Annotated in this window: 10 protein-coding genes; 4 read left to right on the top strand and 6 right to left on the bottom strand. The window is 34.5% G+C overall.

Annotated features, from left to right (window positions below; translation table 11 throughout):
• Positions 1-155 precede the first annotated feature (155 nt).
• Positions 156-560 carry a UmoC family flagellar biogenesis regulator gene (umoC, locus tag ABN080_RS09740; protein WP_349440916.1) on the top strand — a complete coding sequence of 135 codons (405 nt, stop codon included), beginning with the start codon at positions 156-158 and terminating at the stop codon, positions 558-560.
• 123 nt (positions 561-683) lie between these two features.
• Here the strand turns inward: umoC and ABN080_RS09735 are convergent, their stop codons facing one another.
• The 5 genes from ABN080_RS09735 to ABN080_RS09715 all read right to left on the bottom strand — a co-directional run bounded on the left by ABN080_RS09735 (position 684) and on the right by ABN080_RS09715 (position 8,110).
• The gene (locus ABN080_RS09735; protein ID WP_349440915.1) at positions 684-1,388 is read right to left on the bottom strand and encodes a LutC/YkgG family protein; all 705 of its coding nucleotides are present in this window, start codon (positions 1,386-1,388) and stop codon (positions 684-686) included.
• A gap of 1 nt (position 1,389) precedes the next feature.
• Positions 1,390-2,811, bottom strand: coding sequence for a LutB/LldF family L-lactate oxidation iron-sulfur protein (locus ABN080_RS09730; protein ID WP_340893475.1), 1,422 nt, complete (start codon positions 2,809-2,811; stop codon positions 1,390-1,392).
• A 12-nt stretch (positions 2,812-2,823) separates the two neighbouring features.
• Positions 2,824-3,543: a (Fe-S)-binding protein gene (locus tag ABN080_RS09725; RefSeq protein WP_196554899.1), complete on the bottom strand. Its 720-nt coding sequence runs from the start codon at positions 3,541-3,543 to the stop codon at positions 2,824-2,826.
• A gap of 120 nt (positions 3,544-3,663) precedes the next feature.
• Positions 3,664-5,190: an L-lactate permease gene (locus tag ABN080_RS09720; RefSeq protein WP_349440914.1), complete on the bottom strand. Its 1,527-nt coding sequence runs from the start codon at positions 5,188-5,190 to the stop codon at positions 3,664-3,666.
• Between the two features lie 1,759 nt (positions 5,191-6,949).
• Positions 6,950-8,110, bottom strand: a complete 1,161-nt coding sequence (locus tag ABN080_RS09715) for an MFS transporter (RefSeq protein ID WP_349440913.1) — start codon at positions 8,108-8,110, stop codon at positions 6,950-6,952.
• 313 nt (positions 8,111-8,423) lie between these two features.
• Here ABN080_RS09715 and ABN080_RS09710 point away from each other — a divergent pair, with 313 nt between their 5' ends.
• From ABN080_RS09710 to ABN080_RS09700, 3 genes are all read left to right on the top strand, one after another.
• Positions 8,424-8,714, top strand: a complete 291-nt coding sequence (locus tag ABN080_RS09710) for a putative quinol monooxygenase (RefSeq protein WP_072068744.1) — start codon at positions 8,424-8,426, stop codon at positions 8,712-8,714.
• Between the two features lie 249 nt (positions 8,715-8,963).
• Positions 8,964-9,863, top strand: coding sequence for a DNA-binding transcriptional regulator YafC (yafC, locus tag ABN080_RS09705; RefSeq protein ID WP_196553832.1), 900 nt, complete (start codon positions 8,964-8,966; stop codon positions 9,861-9,863).
• A 332-nt stretch (positions 9,864-10,195) separates the two neighbouring features.
• Positions 10,196-10,774, top strand: coding sequence for an NAD(P)H-dependent oxidoreductase (locus ABN080_RS09700; RefSeq protein WP_340893469.1), 579 nt, complete (start codon positions 10,196-10,198; stop codon positions 10,772-10,774).
• A gap of 189 nt (positions 10,775-10,963) precedes the next feature.
• On the opposite strand, the gene ABN080_RS09695 is transcribed toward ABN080_RS09700, so the two are convergent.
• The gene (locus ABN080_RS09695; protein WP_340893468.1) at positions 10,964-12,514 is read right to left on the bottom strand and encodes a methyl-accepting chemotaxis protein; all 1,551 of its coding nucleotides are present in this window, start codon (positions 12,512-12,514) and stop codon (positions 10,964-10,966) included.
• Positions 12,515-12,546 lie beyond the last annotated feature (32 nt).

Genomic DNA, 12,546 nt, shown 5'->3' with positions numbered 1-12,546 from the left:
TGTTTTCTTATTATTAATCAATTGAAATTTAAATTTATCGAGTAAGATACGATATATCCTAAAATGATGCTGTTCGCACTAATAGATGTGATATTAATTATTTTATACATTATGTTGAACATAAATCTTATTATAAATTTCTATAAGGAATTCGCGTGAAGATAAGTTTATTTCTGATCTCTTGTAGTTTACTTATAGTTAGCTTTTTTTCTTCGGCACAAGACAAATACGATCCTTTAGCAAAATGTTATGGCGTGACTGCAAACGAGCCGAGAACAGCAGTACAAGCTTGTTTATTGGATGAATTAAAACTGACTGAGCAACAAATGAAAGTCATTTATGACAAAAGTAAGAGTGATCTTGAAGATACTGATTCTGTTGCAGCGAAAAGTGCCATTGATGCATTAGTCAGTTCTCAACAGCATTTTATTCAATTTAGAAGCGCTGAATGTCAACGACAATCCGCATTATTAATGGGTGGATCAGGGACTGGTGATGTTTTACTTGCATGTGAAATTAAATTAAATCAATGGAGAGTAAAAGTTTTATTGAATAATTAATTGGCAAATAAGAGAGAAAAACCCAAAAGCCATTAACTTATCTTTTGGGTTTAATTTAGGTGTCGATGATCGACTCTGACTGTTAGCTATTTTGTTATCGTTTTAACGTTATTTTATCTTGAATTAGCAATCTTCTATAATCAAATAAGCTGCATGAACAGGGCCATGAACTCCCCATACTTTAATCAATTCAATGTCTGCTGTAGAACTTGCACCACCAATTAAATTGATACAAGACGGCATTCTTACGCCTTCTTGTGCCATTTTATGTAAACGTTCAGCAATTTGAGCCACTCGAGGCAAAATATCGCTTTTACGTAGGATCACAATTGAGGTTTCAGGTAATAAACTAACCGAACGTCCTTTTTCTGGTGAAGAAAATAAGACAATCCCTCCAGATTCAGTTAGGCCCGCTTCAGCAAATACAATTCCAATTTGAGAGCGTTCAGCATGAATAATATTTTCATGACCAATTTCTGGGTTCCAAATATAGGTTTCGTATTTTTCACTGATAGCTTTTGTCACACCTAGTGTATCTAGGCGATCATCACCACTTATTACCACCGAGCCTTTACAATCATAACTTTCACAGAGCTCAATTAAGCTATTGATGAGCTCTTCTGGTTTACTAACAACACATTTCACCATTTGAGTTTGTGCAAAATCAGTAAATTCTTTGCACAATTCATCTTGAGTCAGATTAGCTAAACGTGTTTTAGGTAAATTATTAACCGGTGTTGGCTGTGGTTGTGGTTTATGCGCAATAGGGCGCCCTAATTTTTCAGCAATAGTTTGCAGAAATTCATTACGGTTTTGTTCGTTTAACATATTATTTTTTTCCTTCTGCTTTATGGCGTTTAAACCAGCTACGGAAGCTATAACCATCTGGTTTTGGTAGATCACGCGATTCCATCCAATCATTTAGAACACTGATTTTGATTGGTGTAGAACCATTTTTGATCATTAACCCCGCCATTTTTGCACCCACATTCATTCCCACTTTCCAAAGCGTAGGATGTGAATTTAGGTAGTTAAACATACCTGTGACTCGACGTTCTGCTTTCGGTGTTAAACCGGTTTCAGCCATCACTCGACGATGTTTTAATATCAACTGAGCTAAAGGAATTTTGACAGGGCAAACCACATTACATGCATTACATAATGAACAAGCGTAAGGGAGATCATGGAAATCTTTATAGCCCCCTAACAGTGGTGAAATTACCGCACCAATTGGACCTGGATAAATTGAACCATAAGCATGTCCACCAATATTACGGTAAGCAGGACACGTATTAAGACAAGCGCCACAACGGATACAGCGTAAAATATCTTTAAATTGTGAGCCTAAAATTTCAGAACGGCCATTATCCACAATCACTAAATGGAACTCTTCAGGACCATCGACATTACCGGCTTCACGAGGGCCAGTTACCCAAGTGTTATAACTGGTTAAACGAGAGCCAACCGCGCTACGACATAACATAGTGATTAATGGATCAACTTCTTCAAATGTCGGTGCCACACGCTCCATCCCCATGACTGCAATATGGGTTTTAGGTAACGTGGTAGTCATTCTGGCATTACCTTCGTTGGTGACTAAACAGACGGTGCCTGTTTCAGCTACCGCAAAGTTACAACCAGTAACGCCAATGTCAGCAGACAAGAAATCTTGTCTTATACGTTGTCTAATGAAAAGCGTCATATCTTCAGGCGTTTCGCTGCCTTCATAATTGAGTTTTTCATTTAGGACTTTACGAATTTGATAACGATCTTTGTGGATTGCTGGAACGACGATATGAGAAGGTGGATCGTTATCTAATTGAAGAATATATTCGCCAAGGTCAGTTTCGATGATCTCAATGCCTTCATTTTGTAAGGCTTTATTCATCCCAATTTCTTCGGTGACCATTGATTTAGATTTTACGATCTTCTTCGCGTTTTTCTTTTTTGCAACGTCGCAAATATAACGAGAGGCGTCTTCTGCTGTTTTAGCAAAATAAACATGACCTCCATTTTCTGTTACTTTTTCAGATAATTGATAGAGATAAGCATCTAAATTTTCAAGAACATGGTTACGGATTTGTTCAGCGCGATCTCGCCATTCTTCCCAATTTCCCAGCTCTTTGACCATGATTTGACGGTTAGCCCCAATGCGTTCTTGTGCCATAACGACCGCATTACGCATGATAGTGTCTTTCATTTCATGTTCTAGGCGAGGTCTGAAATCGATATCACTGGTTTTGATAGACATAAGTAGGCTCCCTTATTGGCTCATTAAAACTTGTGCAATGTGCAACACTTTTACAGGGCGCTTTTCTCGACTCAGACGGCCTTGTATGTTAATTAAGCAACTTGTATCTGCACCAATGACATAATCAGGACTTACATCCATAATATGTTTTACTTTTTCGGTTACCATTTCTCCTGAAATTTCAGACATTTTCACAGAGAATGTTCCACCAAAACCACAACAGGTTTCTGAGTTCGCAAAAGGTAACATTTCAAGACCTTCAACGTGGTTTAATAGTGTCAAAGGCTCACTAACAACACCCAGTTTTCGGGTTAAACTGCATGATGGGTGATAAACTGCTTTACCAGGAAGGCGGGCACCAACATTGACAACACCCAAGGTATTAACAATAAAACTGGTTAAATCTATAAGGCGGTCTGCGACACCTTGTGCACGTAATGCCCATTGTGGCTCATCGGCAAGATAAGTTGGGTAGCCTTTTATGGCATAAGTACAGGAGCCTGCTGGGGAAATAATCGGGTAGTCATTTACTTCTAATGTTTCAATTAACGATTTCATGGCAGGTTTTGCATTATTAACATAACCGCTATTAAGTGCGGGTTGACCACAGCAACCTTGGCGCTCTTGAAATAGTACTTCGCAACCCAATTTCTCAAGTAACAAGACGGTGTCTCTGGCTGAATCTGCTTTCAGCACATCACCAAGACAGGTCGCATAAAAATTAACTTTCATTAATCGAACTCCAAAACATCGCTCAGATGTTGTCATTTTTACTAAAGATAAAATTCTTTTTATTGCTTCGTTATAAGAAGAAAAAGGAATGGAATAGGCTCATTCCCTTTCCTTTATTAATTAGTTCATCAGGTGATAAATAATGCCAATTTTTGCGCCAAGAATAATTATATAAGCAATACAATATTTTAAGGTTTCACGCATAATGGCACTACTTTGCCCATCCATCTTGGTGGCTGAAACTGCGATAGCGATACTTTGAGGTGAGATCATCTTACCGCCTGTCGCACCAGAGGTATTCGCTGCTGCCAAAATAAAAGGGTCAATATTAAGTTTAGCGGCGGCACTGGTTTGTAACTTACCAAATAGTACGTTTGAGTTAGTGTCACTGCCGGTTACAAATGTTCCTAAAGCACCGATCACTGGAGCAATAAAGATAAATCCTGCACCTGTGAAATCGACCAAGGTTTCAGCAATACTGCCAATCATGCCACTGAAATCCATGACGGTTGCCATTGCCACAATTGCTGTGATGGCAATAATCGAGTTTTTCAGTTGGATAGTTGTTTTAACAAGTACAGAGATAAGGGTTGAAACGCTTGCACCTTGAATGGTGCCTCCCACAAAGCTAGCTAAAATAATCAACACACCCGGTGTGCTTAACCAAGCAATTGTTTGATATTCAGTTTGCGTTTCACTTAATACAAATGGGATCTTAGTGGAAATAGCACCTGCCATACTTTGTATTGCAGGAAATAAAGGTGAACACGCTAAAATAAAGATAAAAGTAAACAGATAGATAGAGCTTGCAACTAAGAGTTCTTTACCAGAGTGTTTTTTAGCGGCTTTTTTCGTATCACTCGTATTTTTCATACGTTTAGCAAGGAAAATAACCACAACTAAACTGACTAAACTTCCCGCAAATGCAGGTAATTCTGCACCTAAATTAGCAGCAACAATATATTGAGGGATAAGGGTACTTATACCACACATTAAAGTAATAAATCCGACACCTTTAATTGCTTTAATGCCACCACCTGCAATGGCAACAATGACGAAAGGTAACAGGATATTAAATAGCCCTAACTGGATAATGATGGTTTTACTCAACACTAATACATCAAGTCCAGTGTTTTGCGCCAAAATAGAGACTGGGATACCAACTGCACCAAAAGCAGTAGGAACGGTATTGGCAACTAAAGAGGCAACAGCTGCTTTAAAAGGATCAAATCCAAGTGCAATTAAAATACCGATAGGAATAGCAACCGCAGTACCATACCCTGCAACCGCTTCAAGAAATCCCCCAAAGCACCATGAGATAAGCAAAACTTGCACTCGTTTATCATCACTTATTCCTGCAAGCACATCTTTAAGTACTTCCATTCCCCCAGTTTTTAACATCAGGTTATAACTATAAATAGCAGCAAGGATCACGATAATGATTGGCCACAATCCTTTTATTGCGCCATAAAGCACAGAAACAGAGGCAAATTGAATGGTGTTGTTCCAATGGAAAATAGCAAGTGCAACAGTTATCACTAAAGACACTAGCACAGCATGGTGAACGGCTGATTTCATTTTTAAGATCATAAAAATCAAAACCGCTAAAGGTACTATACCTAATAAGAATGAGAGATAGTCTGACATGATTATTTTTATCCTTAAGTTTGCAATTTTTATCGTTTATAACTGCGTTGGCAAACCTATAAGTTGGTCATTATATAATTGTGTAGGGTACTAGGTTTTATTAATGCTCTACTTTGCTGAAACGATAAATCATAAATAAAAAAAGATAGTTACTAACCTAAACAATGAAAGATATCATTACTTAGGAAATTGTCAGGTTAGATTAGTTGGCTATTGTAGGGAATATTTATTGAGATGTAATAGAATAAAATCAATTGTGTGACAAATATAAAAAAATTCCTTTTTTCTCATTATTTGCTTGTTAATTGTCGCATTTTTTGATGCTCATCAATGTAATTGAGTTATTAATGTTGTTACCAAATTGGGTTTTGATGAAAAAAAGAACGATATTGATGGTTCCAGTCATGTAACAAAACAGTAAAAGTAGACAGCAAATGTCATTCTCTATGATAAAAACAACTATGATAATTATATTGAATGTTAAAATAAATTAATGTATTTTGATTTTATTTAATTTATTAGAAAATAGAATAAAAGTTATTTATTTTTTATTTTTTAATTTTCTTTGTTTTATTAATTTTAAAATATATAAAGATTGTTAATTATAAATTAATAATTACTTTTTTATTTTTATTTTCGTTTTTTTGTTATCACTGATAAATTGAAATAAAATAATTATGTTTTTTTATTTTAATTCTACTTTTACTTCTGTTTTTATTGATTGTTTTATTTTTAATTTTTAGTGTTATTTTATTTGTATTTTTTGTTTTATATTGGTTTGCTTTTCACTCAAAATTTATTAATATTATTTTTTTTGATTTTAATTGTTTTTTATTTTATTGTTTTATTTTTATTTATACTTATTTTATATTTTTATATTAACTGTTTAAATAAAATTTAATGTAAACTTATCATCAATGATTAACTTCTTTTTGATGCTTAAGTCGCATGGTTGTTCAGTTTTATGTTTTTTCTATTTGTAATACAAATCAAAAGGATAACGAATTTTTGACGAGAAGAAGCAATTAATAAATGAGAATAGTTCTTTTTAAATTCACTTACATAACGCTATGCATAGAGTGATCTTGATCATATAGGAAAAAAGGTGTAATTATATTTTTGCTTTTTCTCATTACAAAAAATAGGCAATATATTTATTTTTAATAATAGAAAATGTCTTATTAAACCAGTTTGTTTGCCATTTTAGAGTGTTTTAATGGATTTTTAAAGAAAAGGGAAAAAGTGAAATATTTTTGAAGTCGTTAGGTTCATTTTTAGAAGAGATATAAATTTCGCCTTATTAATTGTCATACAAATAATTAAGATGAAAAAAGATGGCCTAAAATGAGTGTATAGATAATCATTGTAACGTTAACTACGTAATAACTGCTAATGAGGTATTTTCTTTTGATGAAAAGTAACCGTTGCTTCTTTTTTTCTTTTTCGTTATCAGGATTTGTTTCGCAGCTAATGGCATTATTATGGATAAATAATTGTGGGAATATTAATGATGAAAAGATTATTTTAATCATTAAATAACCTAGTTTTGATAACGGAATTCATCGTTTATGTTAGCAATGTTTTAGGATTTAACATTTGATGTTGTATTTATTTTCTAAAATAAGGTGAGGTTTGTGAACGGATTATCTAATTTTAAATAAAATGTATGTATTTCATTGTTAATGTTACAGTGAGAAAAAAAGAGATCAAATTGTGAACTTGATCCCTTTTTTCTAGCCTTGATTGAGGTGTTAATAACCTATGCAATACTCTTTTCCGGTTCTCTTTTGATCTTAAATTGTGAGAAAACCAGTAATAAACCAATAATCCCCACTAAAGCCGCACTTAAAGGTACGATGTTATAGCTATATTTTAGTGCAATCCCCCCAATGACTGCGCCAATAGCATTACCTAAATTAAATGCTCCGATATTAACAGAAGACACTAGACTTGGTGCATCATGAGCTATCTGCATTGTTTTTATCTGTAATGGTGGTACAAGTGCAAAACTTGCTAAACTCCAAATAAAGAGGGTGATCACAGTGAGATACAAATTATTTGAAACTAATGGCAGTACAAGCATAGATAAAATTAGCAAAGTAAAAAATATCACCAATGTTCTTTCGATACCATTTGCTGATAACTTACCACCCAAGTAATTACCTACAGTAAATCCTAATCCAATAACCACCAGTATAATGGCAACATCTCCCTCACTGATATGAACGATGTTAATGAGGAATGGTGCGATATAAGTATAAAGCGCAAACAGTGCCGAGGCGCCAAATACAGTTGTGAGTAATGCCAACATAACAGGTAAACGAGTCAGTACTTTTAATTCGTATTTGATATTGGGCTTGTTTCCTTTTGGAATAACAGGAAGAAATAGCATTAAGCCAATTAAAGTGACGAAGCCTAACCCAGAGATCAGTATAAAGGCTAAACGCCAACCATATTGTTGACCCATCCAAGTGATGAGTGGCACTCCCACTAAATTTGCAATAGTTAATCCCATAAACATGGCTGCAACTGCAGCGGCTTGTTTATGTTTTTCAACAAGACTTGCGGCAACGACGGAACCAATACCAAAAAAAGCACCATGATTAAGGCTTGTTATTAAACGAGCCATCATCAGGCTCCAATAACTATTTGCTTGAGAAGCGAATAAATTGCCAGCAATAAAGAGTAATAAAAGAAAAACTAAAGCATGACGTTTTGTTAATCGACCTAAACCTAATGTCATTATGGGGGCGCCAACCATAACACCAACCGCATAGCCTGTGATTAATCCACCTGCTGTTGTTATTGAGATATCTAATCCTGAGGCAATGTTAGGTAACAAACCCATAGGTGTAAATTCTGTTGCACCGATAGCAAAAGCACCGGTGGCGAGTGCTAATAAAGGGAGAAAGGCTTTCATCATTATTCCTAGCAAAATGGGTAAGGGCTTAAAAATTAATATGGCGGTAGTTTAGTTAGATAACTCAAAGCAATAAATAAGGTAAAAAACAATAGACTATTGCTTTAATCGCAATAATTAATATTGGGTTTTGTTCGAGTGAGTTGATTTTTAATAATTGAATGTACTATCGTGATAATAGCAATATCGACAATTTACTTTTGCTCAAATGTAAATAATGAAATGAAGAATAGTGCTGAAATTATGTTAGAGTAATTTCAGTTTATTATTTTACTTATTACTTGTACTTTTGTTGGATTATAGGATTTTTTGTATGAACAATATCAGATTAATTGCCACGATTGTGGCGAAAGAACACCATGAAAATGAAGTATTATCTGCTTGCAAGGCAATGATAAAACCAAGTCATCAGGATGAAGGTTGTCTTCAGTATGAATTGCATAAAGATACCACACAACCAAGAGCGTTTATTTTCTTTGAAATTTGGGAAAACCAAAGTGCCATTGATAAACACAATGAAACGGCACATATGAAAGCATTTGTTGAAAATCTAAAAGATAAAATTGATCTGTTAGATATCAAATTTATAGAGAAAATTGCTTAATTCTATTTATCCTTCGTTAATGTGTCGCAGTATTTTTTAAATAGAGCGTTGTATATTTAAGCTTTAATTTGGGTAGATATGCTATTACGTATATCTGCTTGTTTTTTAGGTATTATAATTATCGTCTGAGATTAAATTATTCACAATAACTCACCATTATCTTTCTATTGTTAACTTAATTGCAATAATGAAAAAATATCCGTATTCTTAAATCTCAATGTGTTATCTAATCCTACCGAGATTTATAATATGAAAGCAACATCAGAAGAAGCCCGCGTATTCGTTGAAGTTGTTGAACATAAAAGTTTTACAAAAGCGGCAGATAAACTGAACCTTGCTAATTCAGCTGTAAGCCGTACTGTAAAAAAATTAGAAGATAAATTGGGCGTAAACCTTCTTAATAGAACGACTCGTCAAATTGATCTTACCGCAGAAGGTGAACTTTACTTCCAGCGAATGAAAGTCATTTTGCAAGAAATGCAAGCCGCTGAAAATGAATTACATGGTACACAAAGTTCGCCTAAAGGTTTATTACGTATAGATGCGGCAACACCCGTCGTATTACATCTTTTGATCCCTTTTATTTCTATTTTTCGCCAGCAATACCCTGATATTATTTTATCATTAGTTTCATCGGAAACGTTTGTGAATTTAATTGAGCGCAAAGTGGATGTTGCGATACGTGTTGGACAGTTAACAGATTCAAGTTTACGAGCTCGCCCTTTATTTAATAGTTACCGTAAAATTATTGCATCACCAAAGTATATTGAGCGTAAAGGTAGCCCTAAAACAACAACTGATTTGGATGATCATACCTGTTTAACATTTACTGAACCGACTTCATTAAATACATGGCCATTAGAAATTGAAGAGAATGAGTTAGTCACAGTTACCGATGGGATCTCTTCAAATAGTGGAGAAACATTAAGACAATTATGTGTAAATGGTGAAGGGATTGCGTGTTTATCTGATTTTATGGTGAATAAAGATATTCAAGAAGGTAATTTAGTTGCGTTATTTAGTGATGAATTAAAACCTGTACCATTACCTTTTCATGCTGTCTATTATAGTGACAGGGTGGTGAGCCAACGTATTCGGGTTTTCATTGATAGTTTAACGCAATATTTGGCTGATACTTTAAAACTGTAGTTTTGTGCAACTTATCTTAGTGTTGTCATGATCATAAAAACCATGGGTATAAATAATACTCTTATTAAGCCTACAACAACCCAGTGTTTTAAAAAATAGCCTAAGTAACAATAGACTTTTACCTAAAAAGCAATAATCACCATTATTAATACACTTAATCGTAAAATCCAAATTATTGGTTTTTTATATCTTAGTGATTATAATTTCATTAATAAAAAAGTTGATAATTCTGCTTTTATGGTTTTTTTGAGATTTACGGTTGAGCGCCATTCTTTCTATTTTCTGCTAAATTAGCGTTATTAAATATCGTAATAGAAAATTTAGGAGTAGATATGAATATTTTATTGATTAATGGCGGTCAAAATTTTGGTCATTCTGCAGGTCGATTAAATCGCACATTACATGACATGGCTGTAGAGCATTTAGTGACATTAGGTCATAGCGTTAAAGAAACACAAATCGAAGAAGGCTATGATATTGATGAAGAAATTGAAAAGTTTCTATGGGCTGACACAATTGTTTATCAAATGCCTGGCTGGTGGATGATGATGCCATGGAAAACGAAAAAATATATGGATGATGTTTACACTCTCGGTCATGGTAAACTCTATGAAAACGATGGTCGTACCCGTCGTGATCCTAAAAAACAATACGGCACGGGCGGTTTACTGCAAGGCAAAAAATACATGATCTCCGTAACATGGAATGCACCTATTGAAGCCTTTAATGAGTTTGGTAATTTCTTTGATGGAAGAGGGGTTGACGGTGTTTATTTCGCTTTCCATAAATCACAACAATTTTTAGGTTTGTCTCAATTACCAACCTTTATGATAAATGATGTGATTAAAGAGCCTAACGTTGATAAAGATATTATTGAATATAAAGCACATTTAACACATGTTTTTGGCTAGTATTTATATTTTTCATTATGCTTTATTTTCTATTTACCAGCTTTAACAAAAAGTGTTTAAGCTGGTAAATAAAATCAAGTATTAATATTGATGACAGTTTTACAGCTTAAAATAGCTTTTTATTTTTATCATTAAGGTCACCCGATTATTTTATTGGTGACCTTAATGTTTACAATCAACAACGATAAATTAATGGTTCTTTAATTGGAAGTAATTAACTAATTGATTGAGGTTTAATGCTTGCTCGTTCAGTGAGCCGGCTGCTGCGACAGATTCTTCGACTAGCCCCGCATTCTGTTGCGTAGTGGAATCTAACTGGCTTATTGCATTATTGATTTGTGAAATACCATCGCTTTGCTCATTACTTGCTTGCCCAATCTCACGTAATAGCGCACTAATTTCTTCCACATCGGTGATCATTTTTTGAATTTGTGCTCCGGCTTGTTCGACCAATTCCATACCTTCTTGTGTTTGTAGCGATGAGTTTTCGATTAAGGTACGTATATCGTTTGCTGAATCTGCACTTTTTTGCGCTAATAACCTGACTTCACTTGCTACAACAGCAAAGCCTTTGCCATGTTCTCCTGCTCTTGCGGCTTCAACCGCAGCATTGAGTGCCAGAATATTAGTTTGGAATGCAATAGAGTCAATTAAATTAATTATATCGGTCATTTGAGATGAAGAGCTATTCATTGCTCTCATTTTTTCTGTTAACTGAAGCATCATTTCACCATTATGGTGTACTGCAATTTCTGTTTTTTCAGCAACATTGATAGCATCATGTGTGTGCTCTGTGGTATTTTTCACCGTCGAGGTCATTTGCTCCATTGAGCTTGCTGTTTCTTCTACGGATGTTGCCTGTTCTTCCGTCCTTGCTGCTAAATTCTGGCTTCCTGCCGTAATTTGTTCGGCAGCAGATGAAATACTTTCAGCACCATTTTGTACATTTTGTACGACATCCAATAGATGGGTTTTCATCTCAGCAAGTGCTTGTAATAACATTCCTGCTTCATCATGGTAATTTGTATTTACCTCTTGTGTTAAATCACCTTTAGCTATCGCTTTGGCGAAATTAACGGCTTGATCTAACGGGAGAGTAATACTCTTAGTAATAAACCACCCTAAAATACTACCTACAACAATACTGATCAGCGTTAATAAAACTAAAAAGAATCTTTTCTCAGTAAAATCCTGCTCAACATGATCACCTGCATCATTCATTTTTTGATTTTGTAATGCAATAAATTCCAAGAGTTTATCGCGATACATAAGTTGAATATCTGCTGTTTTGGTGATTAATTCATTAACAGCAGCATGCCGATTATTTTCGTTAAATGCTTTTACTACAAAATTTTGAGAAGTGATATATTTCTGACGAATCTCATAAACTTCAGCGAGTATTTTTTTTGACTCATCATCGTGAGTCGTTTCTTCTAACTCTTTTAGTAATTGAGCAATCTTGGCAGTGATCTCAGCTTTTTTACTCTCTTGTTCGGCGGCTAAATTTCCTTGTTCATCTAGCATGGTGAGTTGCTGGAAGATAATAAATTCATTGAAATTATTAATTAGCAAATTGGCTTTTACTGTGGCTGGATAGATATCATCAACGACATCATGAATATCTTGATTCGCACTATTCAGCCCCATTAATGCAAAACTAGAACCCAACACAATTAACATTACCAATGTTGTAAATGCGATAGTTAACTTTGTACGAATTTTAACGTTTTTAAAGAACATGCTTAACCCTGGATAAATAATAATTAATAAGC

The organism is Proteus sp. fly-1089 (genome assembly GCF_040138965.1).
GTDB lineage: Bacteria > Pseudomonadota > Gammaproteobacteria > Enterobacterales > Enterobacteriaceae > Proteus > Proteus vulgaris_B.
Note: the sequence above shows the minus strand (reverse complement) of the source record. Positions and strands in the feature narration are given on the sequence as shown.